Raw genomic sequence first — 25,024 nt, 5'->3', positions numbered from 1 at the left:
CGTTGCTTATATGCGAAGTCAATTTCAACAACGGGGAAAGATCATGCGCGGGATTCTGCTTTGGCTCATGGGGGTTCCGGTTTTCGTAATCATCCTGCTTTATCTGTTCAACTTTCTCTGAGGCGTGTGATGCGAGCCAGGAGAAGACGATTTCACGAGGTAACGGCACCCACGCGACCGGGCTTGATCGCGACCGCTATACAGTAGTCTGCTTTAAAAATAGGCAATCCAAATGGATTGTGTGCGATGCCGCGTCGCAGAAGTGCGTGGTGTGCGGCGCCGCACGGGACAGCGCAGTGCCTCGCTCTGGATGTTGATACCATTTTCGCCTAAAATTTCAGCGGCACGTTAATCAATTCGTGCCTAATTCATATCCATATGGCCCGACCCTGCGCCTTCCCCGTCGGCTTCGGTTGCGCTTGCGCCTCCGGGTGCCCGGAAGCGGGGCCTCCAGCAAGCCTTGGCACGCGCCTTGCTGTCGTCCTCTCCGGCAGGCCCGATGGGCCGTCGCAACAGGGGAGAGAGCGCATGCTCGGTTTGCTGGGACAGGCGACCAAGGGTTTTGGGGCGCTGGCCGCAGCCGCCGCCATCGTGGGCACGATGGGGATGGGCGTTGCCAAGGCGCAGGAGACCATCAAGGTCGGCATCCTGCATTCGTTGTCGGGCACGATGGCCATCAGCGAGACAACGCTGAAGGACGCCATGCTCATGCTCATCGAGGAGCAGAACAAGAAGGGCGGCGTGCTGGGCAAGAAGCTCGAGGCCGTGGTGGTAGATCCTGCTTCCAACTGGCCGCTGTTCGCCGAAAAGGCGCGCGAGCTGATCACCAAGGACAAGGTCGCCGCCGTGTTCGGCTGCTGGACATCGGTCAGCCGCAAGTCGGTGCTGCCGGTGTTCAAGGAACTCAACAATATCCTCTTCTACCCCGTGCAGTATGAGGGCGAGGAGAGCGAGCGCAACGTCTTCTATACCGGTGCCGCCCCGAACCAGCAGGCCATTCCTGCGGTGGACTACCTCGCCAACGAGGAGAAGGTGGAGCGCTGGGTGCTCGCGGGCACCGACTATGTCTATCCCCGCACCACCAACAAGATCCTGGAAGCCTACCTGAAGTCCCGCGGCGTGAAGGCCGAGGACATCATGATCAACTACACGCCGTTCGGCCATTCCGATTGGCAGACGATCGTGTCCGACATCAAGAAGTTCGGTTCGGCCGGCAAGAAGACGGCGGTGGTCTCCACCATCAATGGTGACGCCAACGTGCCGTTCTACAAGGAGCTGTCCAACCAGGGCATCAGCGCCAAGGACATTCCGGTCGTCGCCTTCTCGGTGGGTGAGGAAGAGCTGGCCGGCATTGACACCAAGCCGCTCGCCGGTCACCTCGCGGCATGGAACTACTTCATGTCCATCGACACGCCGGAGAACAAGGACTTCATCGCCAAGTGGCACGCCTACACCAAGGATCCCAAGCGCGTCACCAATGACCCCATGGAGGCCCACTATATCGGCTTCAACATGTGGGTGAAGGCGGTGGAAAAGGCCGGCACGACCGATCAGGACAAGGTCATCGCCGCGCTGCCGGGCATCAAGCAGGCCAACCTCACCGGCGGCGTCTCCGAGATGCTCCCCAACCACCACATCACCAAGCCGGTCTTCATCGGCGAGATCGAGGGCAACGGCCAGTTCGACGTGGTGTGGAAGACCAAGGACCTCATCCCCGGCGAAGCCTGGTCGCGCTACCTCGAAGGCTCCAAGAGCCTGGTGGCCGATTGGGTGAAGCTGAACTGCGGCAATTTCGACACCGTCAAGAACGTCTGCCTCTCGGCGGCCAAGTGACCGCACCCGCCTGAGCGCATCCGCGTGAGCTTCGCCTCCCTGGGGGTGTGGATTTGGCGGGCGTGGATTTTTGAAGACTTTTTGATCTCGAACGCTCTCGTACCGTCCCGCAAGGGGCGCTCCTCCCTCTCCCCGGCAACGGGGAGGGGGAGCCTCGCTCTTCCCGTCGCGAGCTGCCGGCACCGCCCGGCTGCGCTGGAGCGGATACCTTCATGATGCGCCTTCCCGTTCCGCCGGCCCTCGCGCGGATCCTCGCGCTTCCCCTTCTCGCGCTTCTTCTGGCCGTCCTCCTCCCCGCCGGCGCCGCGCACGCCCAGGGACAAGCTGATATTTCGGCCATCGTCGCGAAATTCGCGAACGACAGCTATTCGGATACGACGGACGCGCTGGTCGAGCTTTCGGCGACCGGCAGCGCCCAGGCCGCAGCCGTGGTGGAGGCGCTGGGCGCCGGCCGGCTGATGTTCGACCCGGCCACCAAGGCGGTCTTCATTCGCACGCCCGCAGGCGTTGTCGACGCGGCTACCGGCGCAGCAGTCGCCAATCCGCCCGCGAACCTCTCCGTGGTGCGCGCCAACAACCGGGTGCGCCGCGCCGTCGATGCGGCCTCTGGCGCGCTCTCGCTGCTCAATCCCGATCCCGTGCGCCGCTCCGAGGCGGCCGCCGCCGTCTTCAAGTCGCGCGATGCCGCAGCGCTGGCGACGGTGGAAGCCGCCATCGCCAAGGAGACGGTGGGAAGCGTCAAGGAAGCGCTGGAGCAGGCCCGCGCCGCCATCCTCGTCGGCAAGGCGGAAGTGCCGGAGGCGGTGCGGCTCCTCGCCATCCAGAAGATCATCGCCCGCGGCGACCAGGAGGCCATCAGCCTGCTGCGCAGCCTACCGGCGGATGCCCCCGCCAGCCTGAAGGCGGCGGCCGAGGCCGGCATCGCCAAGGTGGAGCAGAACCTCAAGTTCTGGGCCGTGGCGCAGAATGTCTGGTACGGCCTTTCGCTGGGCTCGGTGCTGCTGTTGGCGGCCATCGGGCTCGCCATCACCTTCGGCGTCATGGGCGTCATCAACATGGCCCACGGCGAGATGGTGATGCTGGGCGCCTACACCACCTTCGTGGTGCAGGACTTCATCCGCCATTCGGCGCCCGGCCTGTTCGACTGGTCGCTGGCCATCGCACTGCCGCTGGCCTTCCTGTTCACCGGCCTCGTGGGCATCCTCATCGAGCGCACGGTCATCCGCTTCCTCTATGGCCGGCCGCTGGAAACCCTGCTCGCCACCTGGGGTGTCTCGCTGATCCTCCAGCAGGCGGTGCGCTCCGTGTTCGGCCCCACCAACCAGGAGGTGGGGGCGCCATCCTGGATGTCGGGCGCGTTCCAGGTGGGGCAGCTCTCCATCACCTACAACCGCCTGTGGATCATCGTCTTCGCCCTGCTGGTGTTCTTCGCGCTGCTCCTGGTGCTGAAGCGCACGCCCCTCGGCCTCTATGTGCGCGCGGTGACCCAGAACCGGCGCATGGCGGCGGCCATGGGCATTCGTACCGGGCGCATCGACGCGCTCACCTTCGGCCTCGGCTCCGGCATCGCCGGCATCGCCGGCGTGGCGCTGTCGCAGATCGACAATGTGAGCCCCAACCTCGGCCAGGGCTACATCATCGACAGCTTCATGGTGGTGGTGTTCGGCGGGGTGGGGAACCTCTGGGGCACGCTGGTGGGCGCCTTCACCCTCGGCATCGCCAACAAGCTGCTGGAGCCCTTCGCCGGCGCGGTGCTGGGCAAGATCCTGCTGCTCGTCTTCATCATCCTGTTCATCCAGAAGCGCCCGCGCGGCCTGTTCGCGCTCAAGGGCCGGGCGGTGGAATCGTGAAACAGTCCGGCATCATCGACCGCACCGGCGGCATCTTCCTTCTCGTCATGCTGGCGGTGGCCGTGCTGGTCCCCGCCTCCAACCTGCTGCTCCCGGCCGGCCATCCGCTGCATGTGCCGGATTACATGATCCCGCTGCTCGGCAAGTACCTCACCTATGCGCTGCTCGCCGTGGCGGTGGATCTGGTATGGGGCTATTGCGGCGTGCTCTCGCTGGGCCACGGCGCCTTCTTCGCGCTGGGCGGCTACGCCATGGGCATGTACCTCATGCGCCAGATCGGCCCGCGCGGCGTCTACGGCAATCCGGTTTTGCCCGATTTCATGGTGTTCCTGAACTACAAGGAACTGCCGTGGTTCTGGCATGGCTTCGACATGTTCCCCTTCGCCATGCTCATGGTGGTGGTGGTGCCGGGGGCGCTGGCCTTCGTGTTCGGCTGGTTCGCCTTCCGCTCGCGGGTCACGGGCGTTTACCTGTCGATCATCACCCAGGCCATGACGTTCGCGCTCATGCTCGCCTTCTTCCGCAATGACATGGGCTTCGGCGGCAATAACGGCCTCACCGATTTCAAGGACATCCTGGGCTTTCCCATCTCGGCACCGTCGACCCGGCTGACCTTGTTCGTGGCCTCGGCGGTGGCGCTGGCCCTGGGCTATCTGATCTGCCGGGCGCTGGTCACCTCCAAGTATGGCAAGGTGCTGGTGGCAGTGCGCGACGCGGAGAGCCGCACCCGATTCCTCGGATACCGGGTGCAGAACTACAAGCTCCTCGCCTGGGTGCTCTCGGCCATGCTGGCGGGGGTCGCCGGTGCGCTCTATGTGCCGCAGGTGGGCATCATCAACCCGTCCGAGTTCGCCCCGGCCCAGTCCATCGAGATGGTGATCTGGGTGGCCGTGGGCGGTCGCGGCACGCTGGTGGGGGCGGCGCTGGGCGCCGTCATCGTCAATGCGGGCAAGACCTGGTTCACCGGCGTGCTGCCGGAGGCCTGGCTGTTCGCCCTCGGCGCGCTGTTCGTGCTGGTCACCCTGTTCCTGCCCCGGGGCGTGCTGGGCCTGGCCTCCAGCATTTCCGAACGCTGGAAGGCGCGGCGGCCCGCCGCGACGCCCACCCCCGAGCCGGCGGAGTGAGCGCCATGAGCTTTGAAGCCCAGTCCTCCGAACCCTATGTGGTGAAGTCCCACGGCGCCCTGGCGCTGGAGGCGGAGATGCGCGAGATCGCGCAGGACCGCCCCGGCGCCAACCGGATGTCCATGACGCCGGCGCTGCTCTATCTCGACAACATCACCGTCTCCTTCGACGGCTTCCGCGCGCTGAACGCGCTCTCCCTCGTCATCGAGGAAGCCGAGATGCGGGCTATCATCGGCCCCAACGGCGCCGGCAAGACCACCATGATGGACGTGATCACCGGCAAGACCCGCCCCAACCAGGGCGTCGCCTATTTCGCCGGCACCCACGACCTCACCAGCCTGGACGAGGCCGCCATCGCCCAGCTCGGCATCGGCCGCAAGTTCCAGACGCCCACCGTGTTCGACATGCATTCGGTGGAGGACAACATCCTCCTCGCTTTGAAGGAGGACCGGCGGCCTTTCTCCAACATCTATTGGCGCCGCACGCCACACGAGCGCGAGCGCATCGACGAATTGCTGGAGCGGGTGCGCCTGAAGGACGCCCGCTTCCGCCGCGCCGGCGATCTCTCCCACGGGCAGAAGCAGTGGCTGGAGATCGGCATGCTGCTGGCGCAGGAGCCGCGCCTGCTGCTGGTGGACGAGCCCGCCGCCGGCATGACCGACCAGGAGACGGCGGACACCGCGGTGCTGCTGCGCGAGATCGCCAAGACGCGATCGGTGGTGGTGGTGGAGCACGACATGCAGTTCGTGCGCGACCTCGACGTGAAGGTCACCGTGCTGCACGAAGGTTCGGTTCTCGCCGAAGGCCCGCTCGACCAGGTGAGCGCCGACGAGCGGGTCATCGAAGTGTATTTGGGGAGGTGAGGGGATGCTGAAGGTTGAGAACCTCGACCTGTATTACGGCGCAGCCCACACCCTCAAAAAGGTGTCGGTGGAGGCCCATGCGGGCAAGGTCACCTGCGTGCTCGGCCGCAATGGCGTGGGCAAGACCTCGCTGCTGCGCGCCATCGTCGGCCAGCGGCCCATCGCCGGCGGCTCCATCACGCTGGACGGCAAGGAGATTTCGCGGATGCCGACGCCGGACCGCGCCGGGCTCGGCATCGGCTTCGTGCCGCAGGGGCGCGAGGTGTTCCCGCTGCTCTCGGTGAAGGAGAATCTGGAAACCGGATTCGCTCGCCTTGCCCGCAAGGACAAATACGTGCCGGACGAGGTGTTCGAGCTGTTCCCGGTGCTCAATTCTATGCTGCGCCGGCGCGGCGGCGACCTCTCCGGCGGCCAGCAGCAGCAACTCGCCATCGGCCGCGCGCTGGTGACGCGTCCGCGCCTGCTGGTGCTGGACGAGCCCACCGAGGGCATCCAGCCCTCAATTATCAAGGATATCGGCCGCGCGATCTCCTACCTGCGGGACAAGGGCGATATGGCCATCGTACTGGTGGAGCAGTATTTCGAGTTCGCCCGCGACCTCGCCGACAGCTTCATCCTGATGGATCGCGGCGAGGTGGTGGCGAGCGGGGACAGGAGCGGGCTCGATGGTGACGACGTCCGCCGCCTCATGGCGATCTGATCGCGAGGTGGATGCTGCCGCCGGGGGCGCCGGCCTGCCGGGTCCGTCCATCGCTTCTTCGCGAGAGCGCGCGCTGCGCCAGCGCAGTGAAGGGCGTGTGCGGATTGCCGCATCCGCGTTCGGTGGCGTGACGCGCCTGACCGACCTGGCCGAAATCGGCGCCTTGCGCGCGCGCCTGCCACGGGGCGGGCCGGGGCTGGAAGCCGTCATCGTCAACACCGCCGGCGGGGTCGCCTGCGGCGATGTCTTTGCCATCGAGGCCAAGGCGGGGCCGGGCGCCCATCTGACGGTGGCGACCCCCGCCGCCGAGAAGGTCTATCGCTCGGACGGGCCGTGCGCCGATATCCAGGTGCGGCTTGTCGCGGAGGCCGGCGCGCGGCTCGACTGGCTGCCGCAGGAAACCATTCTCTTCGACCGCGCCCGCCTCAGGCGCCGCTATGAGATCGACCTCTACGGCACGGCCTCCTTCCTCTCCTTCGAGGCGCTGATGCTGGGCCGCCTTGCCCACGGTGACGCCATGGGGGAGGGGCATCTGGAGGATCACTGGCGGGTGCGGCGCGACGGCGCCCTCGTCTTCGCCGATGCCCTGCGCCTTTCCGGCCCGGTGGGCGCGCTCCTCGCCCGGCCGGCGGTGGCCGGCGGGAATCGGGCACTGGCGACGCTGCTTTATGTGGGGCCCGACGCCGAAAACCGGCTGGAGGAGGCCCGCGCGCTGCTCGAAGGCGCCCGCTGCGAGGCCGGCGCCAGCGCGTGGAACGGGCTTCTGTGCGTGCGCCTGCTCGCCCCCGACATCGAAACGTTGCGTCGGGATGCGACCTCGTTTCTCATGGCCTTCAGACAAGCCCCGCTGCCCCGCGTGTGGGCCACCTGACGTTCGCTTCAAGGAGATTGCCGTGCTGCTGACGCCGCGCGAGAAGGACAAGCTCTTCATCGCCATGGCCGCCGAGGTGGCCCGCAAGCGCCTCGCCCGGGGCGTGAAGCTGAACCATCCGGAAGCTGTCGCCCTCATCACCGATTTCGTGGTGGAGGGCGCCCGCGACGGCAAGACCGTGGCCGAGCTGATGGAGCTGGGCGCCCGCGTCATCACCACCGAGCAGGTGATGGACGGCATCTCCGAGATGATCCATGACATCCAGGTGGAGGCCACCTTCCCGGATGGCACCAAGCTCGTCACCGTGCACCACCCCATTCGCGGCGCGCCTTCCGAGACGGTACCCGGCGAGCTGGTGCCCCAGGAAGGCGACATCCACTTTAACGAAGGCGCCGAGCGGGTGCGCCTCACGGTGTCCAACACCGGCGACCGGCCGATCCAGGTGGGCAGCCACTATCATTTCTACGAGACCAACCCGGCGCTGGCCTTCGAGCGGGAACAGGCGCGCGGCATGCGCCTCGACATCGCCCCCGGCACCGCGGTGCGCTTCGAGCCGGGCGCCTCACGGGAAGTGACGCTGGTGCCGTTCGGCGGCAAGCGCGAGGTGTTCGGCTTCCGTGGCGCGGTGCAGGGCAAGTTGTGAGAGCGTGAAGGTGTGAGCGCCCCCTTCCGGCTCCGCTCGCTCGTTTCCGCCCGCCCGTTTCTGCCGGTTTGAATTCCTGAAGGCGATTGCCCCATGTCCTCTTCCAAGATGCCCCGCGCCGCCTATGCCCACATGTTCGGCCCCACCGTGGGCGACAAGGTGCGGCTTGCCGATACGCAGCTGTTCATCGAGATCGAGAAGGATTTCACCATCCATGGCGAGGAGGTGAAGTTCGGCGGCGGCAAGGTCATCCGCGACGGCATGGGCCAGTCGCAGGTGGCCAACGCCGACGGCGCCGTGGACACCGTCATCACCAATGCGGTGGTGCTGGACCACTGGGGCGTGGTGAAAGCCGATGTTGGCCTCAAGAACGGCCGCATCGTGCGCCTCGGCAAGGCCGGCAATCCGGATGTGCAGGACGGGGTGGACATCATCATCGGCCCCGGAACCGAGGTGATCGCGGGGGAGGGCAAGATCCTCACCGCCGGCGGCTTCGACAGCCACATCCATTTCATCTGCCCGCAGCAGATCGAGGAGGCGCTGGCCTCCGGCGTCACCACCATGCTGGGCGGCGGCACCGGGCCGGCCACCGGCACCTTCGCCACCACCTGCACGCCGGGGCCGTGGCACATCGCCCGCATGATCGAGGCGGCGGACAGCTTCCCCATGAACCTCGCCTTCGCCGGCAAGGGCAACGCCTCGCTCCCCGCCGCGCTGGAAGAGATGGTGCTGGCCGGCGCCTGCGCCCTGAAGCTCCACGAGGACTGGGGCACCACGCCCTCGGCCATCGATTGCTGCCTCTCGGTGGCGGACGCCCTCGACGTACAGGTGATGATCCACACCGACACGCTCAACGAGAGCGGTTTCGTGGAGGACACCATCGCCGCCTTCAAGGGCCGCACCATCCATGCCTTCCACACCGAAGGGGCGGGCGGCGGGCATGCGCCGGACATCATCAAGGTGGCGGGGCTGGCGAACGTGCTGCCCTCCTCCACCAATCCGACCCGGCCCTACACCCGCAACACCATCGACGAGCATCTCGACATGCTCATGGTGTGCCACCATCTCGACCCCGAGATCGCCGAGGACCTCGCCTTCGCCGAGAGCCGCATCCGCAAGGAGACCATCGCGGCGGAGGACATCCTCCACGACCTCGGCGCGCTCTCCATGATGAGCTCGGACAGTCAGGCCATGGGCCGGGTGGGCGAGGTGATCATCCGCACCTGGCAGACGGCGGACAAGATGAAGCGCCAGCGCGGCAAGCTGCCCGGCGAGCGCGACAGCGACAATCTGCGCGCCCGGCGCTACATCGCCAAATACACCATCAATCCCGCCATCGCCCACGGCATGTCGCGCCATATCGGCTCGGTGGAGGCCGGCAAGCTCGCCGACCTCGTGCTGTGGACGCCGGCCTTCTTCGGCGTGAAGCCGGACCTCGTCATCAAGGGCGGGGCGATCGCCATGGCGCAGATGGGCGATCCCAACGCCTCCATCCCCACCCCGCAGCCGGTGCATTACCGGCCCATGTTCGGCGCCTATGGGCGGGCGCTGACCCACACCTCGCTCACCTTCGTCTCGAAATCGGCCATCGAGGACGGGCTCGCCTCCCGCCTCGGCATCCAGAAGGAACTGGTGGCGGTGGAGAACACGCGCTCCGGCATCTCCAAGAAGAGCATGATCAACAATGACGCCACCCCGGTGATCGAGGTGGACCCGGAAACCTACGATGTGCGCGCGGACGGCGAGTTGTTGGTCTGCGAGCCGGCAGAGGTGCTGCCCATGGCCCAGCGCTATTTCCTGTTCTGAGGGGAGCGAGAAAGAATTCGCGCGCGGCGGAACCTATGGCGTGGCTGGTCGCTTCTAGCGGGTGTTGCAACTCGTTTTGATTGAGGAGCCACCCCATGTCGAATGTGCGTTCATTGTCCAAGAAGTCGGCCAAGGTTTCCACCGTAGCCAAGACAGCGGCCCTCGCCACTCCCACGGATCTCGACAGCACGAAGGCGCAGAAGGTGGCGGACGCCATCAACCGCGTGCTGGCGGACACTTTCGTGCTGTACCTGAAGACCAAGAACTTCCACTGGCACGTCAGCGGCAAGCATTTCCGCGACTATCACCTGCTGCTGGACGAGCAAGCCGCAGCCATCTACGCCACGGTCGATCCTTTGGCCGAGCGCGTACGCAAGATCGGCTGCCAGACGGTGCATTCCTATGCCGAGATCCTGAAGCTCAGCGGGCTGAAGGAGAACGAGGCGGCCTATGTGGCGCCGCAGGGCATGTTCGCGGAGCTGATCGCCGACAACAAGGCAGCCATCGCCTCCATGCGCGAGGCCCACGGCATCTGCGACGAGGCGGAGGACATTGCCACCGCCAGCCTGCTGGAAGAATATGTGGACGAGGCCGAAAAGCGCCTGTGGTTCCTGTTCGAGACCAACCAGAATCGGCAGGACAGCGCCACCTGAGCGCACAGGTCCGCTCCATGCAAAGGGGCGGGCGGCGTTCGGGGGCGGTTCCGGAGTGAAGTCATGATCCGCGCCACCGTCGTCGTCCGCCGTCCCGCCGTCCGCGCGGAGAAGGTGGCCGACGAGATCACCCTCGATCACCACGCCCGCCACCGCCGCCGCTTTGCCCTGACGGCGGACGGCGGCACGGCCTTCCTGCTCGACCTCGACAAGGCGACGGTGCTGGACGACGGCGACGCGGTGAAGCTGGAGGATGGCCGCCTCATCCGCATCAAGGCCGCACCGGAGGATCTGGTGGAGGTCACCACCGCCAATCCGCTGCGGCTGATGAAGGTGGCGTGGCACCTGGGCAACCGGCACGTGCCTGCGGAGATCACCGAGAGCGCGGTCTATTTCGTGGACGACCACGTGCTCACCGAGATGGTGCGCGGCCTCGGCGCCGGCGTCGCCAGGGTGACGCGGCCGTTCCGGCCCGAGAAGGGCGCCTACGAGGCGGCCGAGGCTCATGGCGGCCACGGTCATGAAGAGCATGGGCACGAAGGGCACGGGCACGCTCATGGCCATCATGAGCATGGGCACGAAGGGCATGCTCATGGTGCGGCCCACGCCGAGGCGCATGTGCATGGGCCGGGCTGCGGGCACGATCACCCCCACGATGATCACCCCCACGATGATCACCCCCACGATGATCACCCCCACGATGATCACCCCCACGATGACCATGCCCATCATGCTCATTCCCATGGCGCCGAGCCGCACGGCAAATCCCACGCCGCCCATGGCGAGCCGGGCCACGTCCATGGTCCCGACTGCGGCCACGATCACGACCATGATCATCATGGCCACACCGACGCTGCTCACGATGCGCCGGGCCACATTCACGGCCCGGACTGCGGTCATGATCACGGCCATGGCCATGCCGGCCACAAGCATGGCTGAGTCCGGTTCGGACGATCCCTCTTCCCCCGCTCGCCCCGCCATGCCGGGGAGGGCGGGGGAGCGCCTGCAGGCCGATGCTGCTGCACCCATCAGCCTCCTGCCTTTGTTCGCCTGGCTCACCCCCTCCTTTCCGGTGGGGGCCTATGCCTATTCCCACACCTTGGAATGGGCGGTGGAGGCTGGCGACATAAAGAACGAGGACAGCCTCGGCGCCTTCCTGGGTGATCTGCTGGCCCTGGGGTTTGGGCGGTCCGACGCCATCCTCGCCGCCCACGCTCATCGCGCTGCCGTGGCCGGGGATGAGACGGCGCTGGCGGAAGTGAATGCCCTCGCCGTGGCGCTCGCCTCGTCCGCCGAGCTGCGGCTGGAGACCTGCCAGCAGGGCCGCTCCTTTCTCGATGCCGTGCGCGCGGCCTGGCCAGCGCCGGGCCTTGATGCGGCAGCCTCGGCGCTGGTGGGTGAAGTGGCCTATCCCGTGGCTGTCGGACTGGCGGCCGGCATCCACGGCCTGCCGCTGGCGCCGACGCTGGAGGCCTTCCTGCTCGCAACGGTGCAGAATCTCGTGTCCGCCGCCGTGCGCCTCGCGCCCATCGGGCAGACCGCAGGCACCCGCGTGGTGGCGCGGCTGGCGCCCACGGTTCACGCGCTGGCGCTGGAAATCCCCGCGCTCACGCTGGACGATCTCGGCAGCGCCACCTTCCGCGCCGATCTCGGCAGCTTCCGCCACGAAACCCAGTATACGAGGCTCTTCCGCTCATGAGTTCCGGAAACACCCCCAAGGGCGCGCCGCTGCGCGTGGGCATCGGCGGCCCGGTCGGTTCGGGCAAGACGGCGCTGATGGAGGCGCTCTGCAAGACCTTCCGCCAGCGCTACGACATCTGCGCCATCACCAACGACATCTACACCAAGGAGGACGCCCGCCTCCTCACTGTGGCCGGCGCGCTGGAGCCGGAGCGCATCCTGGGGGTGGAGACCGGCGGCTGCCCGCACACGGCCATCCGCGAGGATGCCTCCATCAACCTGCGTGCGGTGGCGGACATGAGCGCCCGCTTCCCCAACCTTGATCTGGTGCTGATCGAATCCGGCGGCGACAACCTCGCCGCCACCTTCTCGCCGGAGCTGGCCGACATCACCATCTACGTCATCGACGTGGCGGGCGGGGAGAAGATCCCGCGCAAGGGTGGGCCGGGCATCACCCGCTCCGACCTGCTGGTGGTGAATAAGACGGACCTTGCCCCCATGGTCGGTGCCGACCTCTCCATCATGGAGGCGGACACCATCCGCATGCGGGCCGGGCGGCCTTATGTGTTCGCCTCGATCCGCAACGGCGACGGGGTGGATGTGGTGGCCCGCTTCATCGAGCAGGCCGGGGGGCTGGTGGCGGCGGCCTGAGGGCCGCCCGCCCGGCCCGTGATCAGCTCTTGGGCTTGGCGCAGGCCGCCTCGAACTTGGCGGCAGCCGGGGCGATGCCGGTGAGCGACACGCCGCGCTTGGCGCCCTTGACCTCGATCGTCAGGGTGCCGCCCGCCTTGGCGATGGCCTTGAGGTCGGCGATCTGGGCCGGCGCCTCCACGTCCACAGCGCCGCTTTCCTCATTGGCGATGCCCTTGCCGGCAAGGCTCTTCTTGGTGCCACCGGCGGTGAGGATGAGACGGGTATCTGCGTCCTTCTCGAGGCCCTTCGAGCCGATCATGGACTGCACAGTGAGGCCGGGGGTGCCGGGCTTGCACAGGAAGAAGATGGCCACCTCATCCGTCTCCGGCACGCCGAAGACCAGGGCGGCGCTTTCATCGGACTCCTGCGTATGCCAAGTCATCTTCTGCTGCGCGGCTGCGGGCGCAGCCAGGGCGAGAAGAGTTGCGAATGCCAGGGCGGGACGAAACATGACGGGGGTCCTCGTTGCGGCGCGGATCATAACCGCTGCGCGGCAAAGAGGAAGATGGGCGCAGTGCACCGTCAGCTGTCGCGGGAGCAACCTTGCAACTCGGTAAATCCCTCCAGGAAAACCATTGAATTATAATGCGGTTTTCATGAACTGGCGGGAGAGGGACGGGCAGGGGCGCTGGCTGTCACGAGCCTCGCCCCCACTATGTTACCGGCCGGTGAGGCAGACTCTCCGGAAGTCGGCGAGCTTGGCCTTGGCGCCGGCGAGGGGGTAGCTCTCACTGGCGCCGGGCATCCGCACGATGAGCGTCTCGCCCTCGGTAAACAGGTCCAGCACCCGGCCATCCAGCGACACCGCCGCTTCCACCACCACGCGTCCCTCGGTTGCAGCCCGGAAGGCGGAGGCGGCCAGCTCCAGACGCCGCTTTCCTGCCACGAGGGTCAGGGCAACGCCATCCCCGGCCTTGACCTTGCCCGAGGCCGCCTCGACCGTGAACTGGATGAGCTGGGCCCCCGGCTGGCAGGCCACGGCGAACACCGGATCTGGGGCACGCGGCGTGCCGTAGCGCAGCACATAAGTGTCCTCCGCCTTGGCGAGCACCCATACGCGCGGATCGGGTTTGGCTTCAGGCTTCTTGGCATCCGGCTTCTTGGCTTCAGTCTTGGCCTTGTCCTTCGGCGCCGCCGTCACCGGCATCGCCGTCAAGGAAGCAAGCATCACCGCCAGCGCCGTCGCCACCGCCATCCGCGAAACATTCCATGCGCCCATGGATCAGAGATCCTCGCCCAACAGAGGGAAAAAGCCGTCTTCAAACACGCGAATTGAGCCCGTTCCGACCGGAACGCGTCCGACGTCCCACCTGATCCCCGTCGCCGCGGAGCCGTCCAGTGCCGATGGTTCCGAAAAGGCAGGTGTTTGCGTCCCCCGGAGCCATCGCATATCACGGCCCCCGGCGGCCTGCGACCTCGGGCAAGACGCCGCACGGAAAAAATGGTGAAGACCCAACCCGATCCACACCACGTTATGCCCGCGGCGTCCCCCTCCGGAGCGGCGCGGCGGACGCGCATCGACCGCCTGCTGGTGGATCGCGGCCTGTTCGAAAGCCGCGCCCGCGCGCAGGCGGCGCTGGCAGCGGGCCTGGTGCGGGTGGATGGCGTCGTGGTGTCGAAGCCCTCTGCCGAGGTGGCGGCAGATGCGCTGATCGAGGCGGCGGATGTTCACGATTTCGTGTCCCGCGGCGCGCTCAAGCTCATGGCCGGGCTCGACGCCTTCGACATCGATCCGGCGGGCAAGGTAGCGCTGGACGTGGGCGCCTCCACCGGCGGCTTCACCGAGGTGCTGCTGCGTCGGGGCGCGCGGCGGGTCTATGCGGTGGACGTGGGGCGGGACCAGTTCCATCCCCGCCTCGCCACTCGGCCGGAAGTGCAAGTGATGGAGGGCACCGACATCCGCGCCCTCGGCCGTGATGCCATCCCCGAGCCCGTCGACCTGGTGGTGGTGGACGTGAGCTTCATCTCGCTCGCCTTGGTTTTGCCGGCGGCGCTCGCCTTTGCGGGGAAAGAAGCGCATCTGGTGGCGCTGGTGAAACCGCAGTTCGAGGCGGGCCGCGCCGCCGTCCGCAAGGGCGTGGTGCGCGATGCCGCCGTTCATGAGGTGTGCTGCACCCGTGTGGAAGGGGAGATCGCGGCGCTGGGCTGGCGTCTCCTCGGCCGTGTTCCGTCCCCCATCGAGGGGGGAGACGGCAATCGCGAGTTTCTGGTGGGTGCAGTCCGGGAGAGCGGTGGGTTGTGACTGAATTTCTGATTACCGGCATGGGCGCCCAGGGTGATGGCCTCGCCCAGGGTCCCGACGGCCCCCTGTTTGCCCCCTTTACGCTGGCCGGCGAGCGCGTGCGCGGGCACATCGACAAGGACCGCCTTGCGGTGGACGCCATCCTGGCACCAAGCCCGGAGCGGACGGAGCCCTTCTGCCCCCACTTTGGAACCTGCGGGGGCTGCCTGCTCCAGCACTGGCAGCTTGAGCCCTACTTCGCCTGGAAGCGGGCTCTGGTGGTGGAGGCGCTGGCGCGGGAGAGCATCGAGGCGGAGGTTCGCCCGCTGGTGGATGCCCACGGCGCCGGCCGGCGGCGCGTCATCTTCCATGCCCGCCAGCTGGGCGCGCGCACGGTGGTGGGGTTCGCCGAGCGCAAGTCCCACGCCATGGTGGCGCTGGAAGCCTGCCCGGTGCTGGCGCCCAGCCTCGATATGGCCTTGCCGGCCGCGCGGGCGGTGGCGGCGGCCCTCGCGCCGCTGAAGAAGCCGCTGGACCTGCAGGTGGTGGCCACCGACACCGGGCTCGACATGGATGTGCGCGGCTCCGGCCCTCTGCCGCCGGCCCTGCTTGCGGAGGTGGCGGCCATGGCCGAGCGCTTCGGCCTCGCCCGCCTGACGCGCCACGGGGAGTTGGTGCTCCAGCGGGTGGCGCCGATCCTGTCCATGGGCCGGGCCAAGGTGGAACTGCCGCCCGCCGCCTTCCTCCAGGCCACCGCCGAGGGCGAGCGCGTGCTGGCCGATGCCGTGCTGACCGCCACCCAGGGCGCCCGCAAGGTGGCCGACCTGTTCGCCGGCGCCGGCACCTTCGCCCTGCGGCTTGCGGAAAATGCCCGGGTGTTCGCGGCCGAGAGCCATGCCGGCGCGCTCGCGGCGCTGACCAAGGCGTCGCGCGCCACCTCGGGCCTCAAGGCCGTGGACGGGGAGGCGCGGGACCTGTTTCGCCGCCCCCTCATGGCCGCCGAGCTTGGCGCCTTCGACGCGGTGGTGATCGATCCGCCCCGCCAGGGCGCGGAGACGCAGGCGCGGGAGCTGGCGCAGGCGAAGCTTGCCCGCGTGGTCTATGTCTCGTGCAACGTGGCCACCTTCGCGCGGGATGCGCGTCTCTTGGTCGCCGGCGGCTTCCGGCTCGGCGCGGTGACGCCCGTGGACCAGTTCCGCTATTCGCCCCATGTGGAGTTGGTGGCCACCTTCGATCGCGGCTGAGCGGGCCATTCCGCCGCTGCGAAAGCTAGGCGCGGCACCGGTTCTGCGGTTTAATGCGGTGCAGCATGGTGCTGGACCCGCCGGGGCTCGATGGCCCTGCGGGCCGGCCCGACCGTTTTCGAGGCTGCCCCGTGAAATCCCAATTGGACAAGGCCTTATCAGGAGTCGCCGGCGTGGATGAGCCCGCCGGCATCCGCGCCGTGGAGGCGCGTTCCCTCGAAGGGGCGCGCCTGCGCTATTACGATTATTGCATGGTGGCCTTTGCGGTCATCCTCATCTGCTCCAACCTCATCGGCGCCGCCAAGGTTTCGGTGGTTCAGGTGCCGTGGGTCGGGCCGGTCATCTTCGGCTCGGCTGTGCTGTTCTTTCCGCTGTCCTACGTGCTCGGCGACGTGCTCACCGAGGTCTATGGCTATGCCCGGGCGCGGCGCGTGGTGTGGGTGGGCTTCTTCGCCTCGGTCTATGCGGCGGCCATGGCGGCGGCCGTGGTGGCCATGCCGCCGGCTCCCGGCTGGCCGGCGCAGGAAGCCCTGACAACGGTGTTCGGCCAGACTCCGCGCATCTTTGCCGCCTCCATCCTCGCCTTCTGGTGCGGCGAGTTCGCCAACGCCTATGTGATGGCGTGGATGAAGATCCTCACCGGCGGCCGGCACCTGTGGACCCGCACCATCGGCTCGACGGTGGTGGGGCAGGCGGTGGACAGCCTCATCTTCTACCCTCTCGCCTTCCTCGGGGTGTGGGAGACCCATCTGGTAGTGATGGTGATGATCTCCAACTACCTGATGAAGGTCGGCTGGGAGGCGATCCTGACCCCGGTGACCTACAGAATCGTCGGCTTCATGAAGCGCCGCGAGGGCATCGACGTGTATGACGTGGGCACGGACTTCACCCCGTTCCGCACCAAGGTGTGAGCGGCTGCTGCTGCGTCCGATGCAAGCGGCGGCGGAAAGCCGAACGGGCGCACCGGACGAACAGCTCCGGATCGGGCGGCGCAGGCTTTATTTCAGCCACAGGCGCCGGTAACGATGCCCCCGCTCGGGCCGATCCTCGCCGCATTTTCAACAGGGGCGAACGGCGGGGAGGGGTCCGGTGGGCCGGCATGCTGCCGGTTCAGGAGCGAGAAGGTTCTGTCGGGAGACGCCGGCTCAATGGACAAACAGGTATCCGGCCGTGCCGAATCGCCTCCGGCAGCCGTACGTCGCAGCTGGCGTTCAACTGTGATTCTCACCGTCGTTGCGCTGGCGGCCCTCGGTGGCCTCGGCGCCCTGTATTGGCGCGGGGCGGGCTCCGCGCCGGCAGGTCCGGGGGGCCGGATGCCTCCACAGCAGGCCAGCGTTTCCGTGGGGACGGTGGAGCGCGGTGACATCACGGTCACCGTTCAGGCGCTCGGCACGGTGACCTCGACTTCCACCGTGACGGTGCGACCGCAGGTCAGCGGGCAACTGCTGAGCGTGAACTTCAAGGAGGGCCAGAGCGTCAAGCGCGGGGATCTCATCGCCCTGATCGATCCGCGCCCGTTCCAGGCCACCCTTGACCAGGCCAAGGCCCAGGTGGATCGCGACCAGGCCCTGCTGGAGGGAGCCAAGGTCGATCTCCAGCGCTATCAGGGCCTCTCCGCCCAGAACGCGGTGCCGCGCCAGACCCTCGACACCCAGAAGGCCCTTGTGGCGCAGTACACGGCGACCATCGAGGCGGACAAGGCACAGGTCCAGACCGCCTCGATCAACCTCGATTTCACCCAGATCCGCGCCCCGGTGGACGGGCGGGCCGGATTGCGCCTCGTGGACCAGGGCAATTACGTCACGCCCGGCGACACCAGCGGCATCACGGTGCTCACCCAGCTCCAGCCCATCAGCGTAGTGTTTTCCGTGCCGGAGGACCGCCTGGCGGAGATTTCGCAGCGCCTCAAGGCCGGTGCGAAACTCGCGGTGCATGCCTTCGACCGTACCGGCCAGAACCGGATCGCCGAAGGGGTGCTGGAGACCTTCGACAGCCAGATCGACCAGACCACGGGCACCATCAAGCTGCGCGCCAGCTTCCCCAATGAGGACCAGCGGCTCTACCCGAACCAGTTCGTCAACGTGACGCTGGATGTGGACACCCATGCGGGCGTCGCCATCGCCCCGACATCGGGGATCCAGCGCGGTGTGCCGGGCACCTTCGCCTATCTGCTCAATGCAGACCAGACGGTGTCGGTTCGGCCCGTCACCCTCGGCGTCACCACGGGCGAGAAGGTAGAGATCCTCTCCGGCCTCGCCCCCGGCGACCCGATCGTTGTGGAGGGGGCCGACCGGCTGCGCGACGGGGCCCATGCGACGGTGCGACCGGGTGCGACCCGAACACCGCCCGCGACCGGCGGGTCGCCAGCGCGGCCAAGTGGTCAACCGGGGGCACATCAGGGCCGCCAGCCGGATCGCGCGGCCGCGCAATGAACCCGTCGCGCCCGTTCATCCTGCGGCCGGTGGCCACCACGCTGGCGATGGTGGCGATCCTGCTTTCGGGCGCCATCGCGCTGCTGTTCCTGCCGGTGTCCGCCCTGCCGCAGGTGGATTACCCCACCATCCAGGTGCAGACCTTCTATCCCGGCGCCAGCCCGGACGTGATGACCTCGTCCGTCACCGCGCCGCTGGAGGTACAGCTGGGGCAGATTCCCAACCTCGCGCAGATGGCCTCGACCAGTTCGGCCGGCGCCTCCATGATCACGCTCCAGTTCAACCTTGCCGTGCCGCTGGATGTGGCCGAGCAGCAGGTTCAGGCGGCGCTGAACGCGGCGGGAAATCTCCTGCCGTCCGATCTTCCGGCCCCGCCCATCTACGCCAAGGTCAATCCCGCCGACGCCCCGGTGCTGACGCTGGCCCTGACCTCGAAAACCATGAACCTGCGGGAAATCCAGGCGCTGGCCGATACCAGGCTGGCGCAGAAGATCTCGCAACTGCCCGGCGTCGGGCTCGTCAGCATCAGCGGGGGACAGCGGCCGGCGGTGCGGGTGCGGGCCGACCCGCGGCGCCTTGCCGCCTACGGGCTGAACCTCGACGACCTGCGCTCCACCCTCGGCAACGCCAACGTCAACACGCCCAAGGGCGGCTTCGACGGGCCGACGCGCGCTTCAACCATAAACGCCAATGACCAGCTCCAGAGCGCCGCGCAGTACGAGGATGTCATCGTCGCCTATCGCAACGGCGCGGCGGTGCGGCTGCGCGAGGTCGCGACCGTGGTGGACGGGGTCGAGAACGACAAGCTCGCCGGCTGGATGAACGATGCCCCGGCCATCATCCTCAACATCCAGCGCCAGCCCGGCGCCAATGTCATCAATGTGGTGGACCGGGTGAAGGCGCTGCTGCCGCAGCTTCAGGCCGCCCTTCCCGCCGAGATCGACGTGGCGGTGCTGACCGACCGCACCACCACCATCCGCGCCTCGGTGCGCGACGTGGGCTACGAGCTGGCGCTGGCCGTCATGCTGGTGATCCTCGTCATCTTCGCCTTCCTGCGCAGCGCGCGGGCGACCTTGATCCCCAGCCTGTCGGTGCCGCTTTCGCTGGTGGGCACGCTGGGGGTGATGTACCTGTTCGGCTACAGCCTCAACAATCTGACCCTGATGGCGCTGACCATCGCCACCGGCTTCGTGGTGGACGACGCCATCGTGGTGATCGAGAACATCACCCGCTACATCGAGGAGGGCGAAAGCCCGCTTCAGGCGGCGCTGAAGGGATCGGAGCAGATCGGCTTCACCATCATCTCCCTCACGGTGTCGCTGATCGCGGTGATGATCCCGCTCCTGTTCATGAGCGATGTGGTGGGGCGGCTGTTCCGCGAGTTCGCGGTCACACTGTCCACCACCATACTGGTGTCTGGGGTGGTGTCGCTCACCCTCGTGCCCATGGCCTGCGCCAAGCTGCTGCGGCCTTATGCGGAGGCCCACGAAAACCGCTTCCAGCGGGCGAGCCGCACCTTCTTCGATGGTATCATCCGCGCCTATGCCCGCGCGCTGGACGTGGTGCTGGCCCGCCAGGGCCTGACGCTGGCGGTTTTCTTCGGCACGGTGGTTCTCACCGGCTATCTCTACGTGATCATTCCCAAGGGGTTCTTTCCCCAGCAGGACACCGGCGTCATCCAGGCCATGACGCAGGCCTCCCAGTCGGTCTCGTTCGCGCGGATGGGGGACCTGCAACGGGAGGTCGCCCGCATCGTCCTCGCCGACCGCGATGTGGAGAGCCTGTCCTCCTTCATCGGCGTGGACGGCGCCAATACCACGCCGAACATCGGCCGCATGCTCATCAACCTGAAGCCGCACGCGGTGCGCTCGTCCTCGGTGGATACCGTCATCGCCCGGCTGAAGCATGCCGCCGCCGTGGTGCCGGGCATGGAGCTGTTCCTCCAGCCGGTGCAGGACCTCACCATCGACGGCGGCGTGAGCCGCACCCAGTATCAATTCGTGCTGCAGGACGCCAACGGGGTGGAGCTGGCGGAATGGACGCCCAAGCTGCTTGCCCGGCTCGCCAGCCTGCCGCAGCTCGCCGACGTGGCGAGCGACCTGTCGCAGACCGGCCTGTCGGTGCGGCTCGACATCGACCGCGACCGCGCCGCCCGCTTCGGCATCACCCCCGCCACCATCGACAATGCGCTCTATGACGCCTTCGGCCAGCGCATCGTCTCCACCATCTTCACCACGTCGAGCCAGCAGCGGGTGATTTTGGAGGCGGACCCGACGCTGAAGACCTCGCTTGAGGCGCTGTCCTCCCTCTATCTTCCGTCCGCCTCGGGCACTCAGGTGCCGCTGTCCGTGCTCACCACCACCCATGTGGAGACCGCCCCGCTCCTGGTCTCCCATCTCGGCCAGTTCCCGGCCACGACCATCTCCTTCAACCTCGCGCCGGGCGCTTCCCTCGGCGAGGCCATCGCCGCGATCCGCGAGACCACCGCAGACATGGGGATGCCGGCGAGCATCGTGGCGAGCTTCCAGGGGGCGGCCCGGGCGTTCGAGGCGTCGCTCGCCAACCAGCTGCTGCTGGTGCTGGCGGCGCTGGTCACCGTCTACATTGTGCTCGGCGTGCTCTACGAGAGCTTCGTCCACCCGCTGACGATCCTCTCCACTTTGCCGTCCGCTGGCATCGGCGCGCTGATCGCCCTGATGATGGCCGGCGAGGAACTGACCATCATCGCCATCATCGGGCTCATCCTGCTTATCGGCATCGTCAAGAAGAACGCGATCATGATGATCGACTTCGCCCTGGATGCGCAGCGCCGCGAGGGCATGACGGCCGAGGCGGCCATCCGCGCCGCCTGCCTGCTGCGCTTCCGGCCGATCCTGATGACGACGCTCGCCGCCATCCTCGGCGCCCTGCCGCTGATGGTGGGCACCGGCGTCGGCTCGGAGCTGCGCCATCCGCTCGGCGTCTCCATCGTCGGCGGCCTGCTGCTCAGCCAGCTTCTGACGCTGTTCACCACGCCGGTGATCTACCTGTGGTTCGACCGGCGCCGTGGCCGTGCGCCCGCGCCGGACGGCCTCGCCATCACGCCGCCGGGCGTGGCGCCATGAGCCTGTCCGCGCCCTTCATCCGCCGGCCGGTGGCGACGACGCTGATCACCTTCTGGGTGTTCGCGGCCGGCCTCGTGGCCTATCCCCTGCTGCCGGTGGGGCCGTTGCCGGCGGTGGATTTTCCTGTGATCTCGGTTTCGGCGAGCCTGCCCGGCGCCAGCCCGCAGGTGGTGGCGGACACAGTGGCCAGCCCGCTGGAGCGCCATCTCGGCGCCATCGCCGACGTGACCGAGATGACCTCGTCGAGCACCAACGGAGCGGCCCGCATCACCCTGCAATTCGGCCTGTCCCGCGACATCAACGGCGCCGCCCGCGACGTCCAGGCGGCCATCAATGCGGCCCGCGCCGACCTGCCGTCGAGCCTGCGCTCCAACCCCACCTATCGCAAGGCCAACCCGGCCGACGCGCCGATCATGATCCTGTCGCTCACCTCCGACACCCTGTCGCGCGGCCAGATCTATGATGCGGCCAGCACCGTGCTGGCGCAGCGCCTGTTCCAGGTGGACGGCGTCGGCGACGTGACGGTGGGCGGCGGGTCGCTGCCGGCGGTGCGGGTGGAGCTGAACCCCAACGCGCTCTACAAATACGGCATCGGGCTGGAGGACGTGCGCGCGGCGCTGGCCTCCGCCAATGCCCACGCCCCCAAGGGCGCCATCGACGGCGACAGCCTGCGCTTCCAGATCTATGCCAACGATCAGGCCCTGAAGGCCGAGGACTACCGCAACCTCATCGTCGCCTATCGCGCCGGCGCGCCGGTGCGCCTGTCGGACATCGGCGAGACGGTGGATTCCATCGAGAATATCCGCTCCGCGGGCCTCGCCAACGGCAAGCCGGCGACACTGCTCATCCTGTTCCGCTCGCCCAACGCCAACATCATCGCCACGGTGGACCGGGTGCGCGCGCTGCTGCCGTCGCTTGCCGCCTCCATCTCGCCGGCCATCGACCTCAACGTGGTGATGGACCGCTCCGCCACCATCCGCGCCTCGCTGGCGGATGTGGCGCTCACCCTCGCCATCTCCGTGGTGCTGGTGATCGTGGTGGTGTTCGCCTTCCTGCGCGACTGGCGCGCCGCGCTGGTGCCCATCGTGGCGGTGCCGGTCTCCCTCGTGGGCACGCTCGCGGTGATGTATCTGTGCGGCTTCAGCATCAACAACCTGTCCCTGATGGCGCTGACCATCGCCACCGGCTTCGTGGTGGACGATGCCATCGTGGTGCTGGAAAACATCTCGCGCCACCGCAGCGCCGGGCTCTCGGGCGTCGATGCGGCCCTGAAGGGAGCAGCGGAGGTGAGCTTCACCGTAGTGGCCATGAGCGTGTCGCTCATCGCCGTCTTCATCCCCATCCTGCTCATGGGTGGGCTGATCGGGAAGATCTTCCGCGAGTTCGCCCTGACCATCACGGCGACCATCCTGGTGTCGCTCTTCGTGTCCCTCACCACCACGCCGATGATGTGCGCCCTGCTCCTGCGCAACGAGGAGGGCCGCCAGCACGGCCGCCTGTTCCGCGCCAGCGAGCGGGTGTTCGATGCGGCGCTCTCCGCCTACCGGCACTCGCTCGCTTTCTGCCTGGACCGGCCGCGCATCCTGCTCGCGGTGTTCTTCGCCACGCTGGCGCTGACGGTCCATCTCTACATCATCATCCCCAAGGGCTTCCTGCCCCAGCAGGACACCGGCCGCATCACCGGCATGATCCAGGCCGACCAGTCCATCTCGTTCCAGGCCATGTCGCAGAAGCTGAAGAGCTTCGTGGATATCGTGCGGTCCGATCCGGCGGTGGACTCGGTGGTGGGCTTCACCGGGGGCGGGCAGGGCAATTCCGGCTTCGTCTTCGCCGCGCTGAAGCCGCTGGCGCAGCGGGGCGTCTCGGCGGATGAGGTGATCCTGCGGCTGCGCGGCGCGCTGGCGGTGGTGCCCGGTGCCAACCTGTTCCTCCAGGCGGCGCAGGACATCCAGGTGGGCGGAAGGCCGGCCAATGCCCAGTTCCAGTACACGCTGGAGGGCGACAGCTTCCAGGAGCTCGCCGAATGGGTACCGAAGCTATTGGCGGCGCTCCAGCGCGACCCGCGCGTCACCCAGGCCAACAGCGACCAGCAGTCCCGCGGCATCCAGACCGAGATCGTCATCGACCGCGACACTGCCGCCCGGCTGGGCATTTCGGTGGGGCAGATCGACAACACGCTCTATGACGCCTTCGGCCAGCGTCAGGTGTCCACCATCTATGTGGCGCGCAACCAGTATCACGTGGTGATGGAGGTGGCGCCGCGCTTCTCCCAGCACCCCGAGGTGCTGAACGACGTCTTCATCAGCACGTCCGGCGGCGCGGTGGGCGGCTCGCAGGGGACGGGCGCCGTGGCGGGCACCTTCTCCGCCCCCGGATCATCGGCGACCACCAGCACTGCGGCCAGCGCCGCCCGCAATGCCCTGACCAACGCCATCGGCGCCACCGGACGCGGCTCGACCTCCACCGGCTCGGCGGTGAGCACCAGCGCGGCGCCCATGATCCCGCTGTCGAGTGTGGCGCGGTTCGGCACCGGCTCCACGCCGCTGGCGGTGAACCACCAAGGGCTGTTTGTCGCCGCCACCTTGTCCTTCAACCTGGCGCCCGGCGCGGCGCTCAGCGATGCGGTGGTGGCGGTCGATGCCGCCAAGGAGCAAATCGGCCTTCCGGCGTCCATCCACGGCAGCTTCCAGGGCACGGCCCGCGCCTTCCAGCAATCCCTGTCCAGCCAGCCGCTGCTCATCCTCGCGGCGCTGGTGGCGGTCTATCTGGTGCTCGGCATGCTCTACGAGAGCTTCGCCCACCCCCTGACCATCCTCTCGACCCTGCCATCGGCCGGAGTCGGCGCGCTGCTGGCACTCATGGCGTTCGGAGGCGAATTCAACGTCATGGCGCTGATCGGGGTGATCCTGCTCATCGGCATCGTGAAGAAGAACGCCATCATGATGATCGACGTGGCCCTCGATGCCGAGCGCAACGGCGGCATGGCGCCGCGCGAGGCCATCTTCCACGCCTGCCTGCTGCGCTTCCGCCCCATCCTGATGACCACCATGGCCGCCCTGTTCGGCGCCATCCCACTGATGGTTGGCTTTGGGGAAGGCAGCGAGCTGCGCCGTCCGCTGGGCGTGGCGGTGGTGGGCGGGCTGCTGTTCAGCCAGCTTCTCACGCTCTATACGACGCCGGTGGTCTATCTCTACATCGATCGTCTGCGCCGGGGGCGCCTCCACACGGACCGGCCTGCCCATCTGCGGACGCCGCCAGAGCCGGCCGCATAGATGAGGCCTTTCCGCGCATTTGGACGGTGCCCCCG

The 25,024-nt window shown here is 67.7% G+C and carries 20 protein-coding genes; 18 read left to right on the top strand and 2 right to left on the bottom strand.

Annotation, left to right across the window (positions count from 1 at the left end; all coding sequences use genetic code 11):
• Positions 1–600 precede the first annotated feature (600 nt).
• From urtA to ureG, 12 genes are all read left to right on the top strand, one after another.
• Positions 601–1,833 carry an urea ABC transporter substrate-binding protein gene (gene urtA / locus FBQ73_RS07570; RefSeq protein WP_246089623.1) on the top strand — a complete coding sequence of 411 codons (1,233 nt, stop codon included), beginning with the start codon at positions 601–603 and terminating at the stop codon, positions 1,831–1,833.
• A gap of 212 nt (positions 1,834–2,045) precedes the next feature.
• Positions 2,046–3,683 carry an urea ABC transporter permease subunit UrtB gene (urtB, locus tag FBQ73_RS07565; protein WP_138398850.1) on the top strand — a complete coding sequence of 546 codons (1,638 nt, stop codon included), beginning with the start codon at positions 2,046–2,048 and terminating at the stop codon, positions 3,681–3,683.
• A gap of 47 nt (positions 3,684–3,730) precedes the next feature.
• Entirely contained in the window at positions 3,731–4,807 is a 1,077-nt protein-coding gene (urtC, locus tag FBQ73_RS07560; RefSeq protein ID WP_138399034.1) for an urea ABC transporter permease subunit UrtC, read from the top strand.
• Between the two features lie 116 nt (positions 4,808–4,923).
• Complete coding sequence (gene urtD, locus FBQ73_RS07555; protein WP_138399033.1) at positions 4,924–5,670, top strand: urea ABC transporter ATP-binding protein UrtD; 747 nt, start codon at positions 4,924–4,926, stop codon at positions 5,668–5,670.
• 4 nt (positions 5,671–5,674) lie between these two features.
• The gene (gene urtE / locus FBQ73_RS07550; protein WP_138398849.1) at positions 5,675–6,370 is read left to right on the top strand and encodes an urea ABC transporter ATP-binding subunit UrtE; all 696 of its coding nucleotides are present in this window, start codon (positions 5,675–5,677) and stop codon (positions 6,368–6,370) included.
• On the top strand, positions 6,339–7,241 hold the full coding sequence (locus FBQ73_RS07545; protein ID WP_392567225.1) for an urease accessory protein UreD: 903 nt from the start codon (positions 6,339–6,341) through the stop codon (positions 7,239–7,241). Before urtE ends, FBQ73_RS07545 begins: the two co-directional genes overlap by 32 nt.
• Positions 7,242–7,263: 22 nt before the next feature.
• Positions 7,264–7,884, top strand: a complete 621-nt coding sequence (locus FBQ73_RS07540; RefSeq protein WP_138398848.1) for an urease subunit gamma — start codon at positions 7,264–7,266, stop codon at positions 7,882–7,884.
• A gap of 93 nt (positions 7,885–7,977) precedes the next feature.
• Positions 7,978–9,690 carry an urease subunit alpha gene (gene ureC / locus FBQ73_RS07535; protein ID WP_138398847.1) on the top strand — a complete coding sequence of 571 codons (1,713 nt, stop codon included), beginning with the start codon at positions 7,978–7,980 and terminating at the stop codon, positions 9,688–9,690.
• A gap of 95 nt (positions 9,691–9,785) precedes the next feature.
• Positions 9,786–10,343 carry a Dps family protein gene (locus FBQ73_RS07530; RefSeq protein ID WP_246089612.1) on the top strand — a complete coding sequence of 186 codons (558 nt, stop codon included), beginning with the start codon at positions 9,786–9,788 and terminating at the stop codon, positions 10,341–10,343.
• 63 nt (positions 10,344–10,406) lie between these two features.
• Positions 10,407–11,282, top strand: coding sequence for an urease accessory protein UreE (locus tag FBQ73_RS23365; RefSeq protein WP_138398846.1), 876 nt, complete (start codon positions 10,407–10,409; stop codon positions 11,280–11,282).
• A 40-nt stretch (positions 11,283–11,322) separates the two neighbouring features.
• Complete coding sequence (locus FBQ73_RS07520; RefSeq protein ID WP_138399030.1) at positions 11,323–12,042, top strand: urease accessory protein UreF; 720 nt, start codon at positions 11,323–11,325, stop codon at positions 12,040–12,042.
• Positions 12,039–12,674: an urease accessory protein UreG gene (gene ureG, locus FBQ73_RS07515; protein ID WP_138398845.1), complete on the top strand. Its 636-nt coding sequence runs from the start codon at positions 12,039–12,041 to the stop codon at positions 12,672–12,674. Before FBQ73_RS07520 ends, ureG begins: the two co-directional genes overlap by 4 nt.
• Before the next feature lie 22 nt (positions 12,675–12,696).
• Here ureG and FBQ73_RS07510 read toward each other — a convergent pair whose 3' ends face one another.
• Positions 12,697–13,167 carry a hypothetical protein gene (locus tag FBQ73_RS07510; protein ID WP_138398844.1) on the bottom strand — a complete coding sequence of 157 codons (471 nt, stop codon included), beginning with the start codon at positions 13,165–13,167 and terminating at the stop codon, positions 12,697–12,699.
• Between the two features lie 207 nt (positions 13,168–13,374).
• Positions 13,375–13,935 (bottom strand): hypothetical protein, encoded by a 561-nt coding sequence (locus FBQ73_RS07505; protein ID WP_138398843.1) that lies wholly within the window; start codon positions 13,933–13,935, stop codon positions 13,375–13,377.
• Positions 13,936–14,190: 255 nt separating this feature from the next.
• On the opposite strand from FBQ73_RS07505, the gene FBQ73_RS07500 reads away from it, so the two are divergent.
• The 6 genes from FBQ73_RS07500 to FBQ73_RS07475 all read left to right on the top strand — a co-directional run bounded on the left by FBQ73_RS07500 (position 14,191) and on the right by FBQ73_RS07475 (position 24,989).
• A complete protein-coding gene (locus FBQ73_RS07500) occupies positions 14,191–14,958 on the top strand; it encodes a TlyA family RNA methyltransferase (protein ID WP_138398842.1) in 768 nt (255 codons plus the stop codon).
• A 20-nt stretch (positions 14,959–14,978) separates the two neighbouring features.
• On the top strand, positions 14,979–16,181 hold the full coding sequence (locus FBQ73_RS07495) for a class I SAM-dependent RNA methyltransferase (protein ID WP_138399029.1): 1,203 nt from the start codon (positions 14,979–14,981) through the stop codon (positions 16,179–16,181).
• A gap of 173 nt (positions 16,182–16,354) precedes the next feature.
• Positions 16,355–17,092, top strand: a complete 738-nt coding sequence (locus FBQ73_RS07490) for a queuosine precursor transporter (protein ID WP_138398841.1) — start codon at positions 16,355–16,357, stop codon at positions 17,090–17,092.
• Between the two features lie 402 nt (positions 17,093–17,494).
• Positions 17,495–18,613 (top strand): efflux RND transporter periplasmic adaptor subunit, encoded by a 1,119-nt coding sequence (locus FBQ73_RS07485; protein WP_246089610.1) that lies wholly within the window; start codon positions 17,495–17,497, stop codon positions 18,611–18,613.
• Positions 18,610–21,717 carry a multidrug efflux RND transporter permease subunit gene (locus FBQ73_RS07480; protein ID WP_138398839.1) on the top strand — a complete coding sequence of 1,036 codons (3,108 nt, stop codon included), beginning with the start codon at positions 18,610–18,612 and terminating at the stop codon, positions 21,715–21,717. Before FBQ73_RS07485 ends, FBQ73_RS07480 begins: the two co-directional genes overlap by 4 nt.
• Entirely contained in the window at positions 21,714–24,989 is a 3,276-nt protein-coding gene (locus FBQ73_RS07475; protein WP_138398838.1) for an efflux RND transporter permease subunit, read from the top strand. Before FBQ73_RS07480 ends, FBQ73_RS07475 begins: the two co-directional genes overlap by 4 nt.
• Positions 24,990–25,024: the final 35 nt, after the last annotated feature.

Origin of the sequence: Xanthobacter autotrophicus, assembly GCF_005871085.1 — a bacterium.
Classification (GTDB): Bacteria; Pseudomonadota; Alphaproteobacteria; order Rhizobiales; family Xanthobacteraceae; genus Xanthobacter; species Xanthobacter autotrophicus.
The sequence above is the reverse complement of the archived record's forward strand: the minus strand, read 5'-3'. Positions and strand labels throughout refer to the sequence as shown.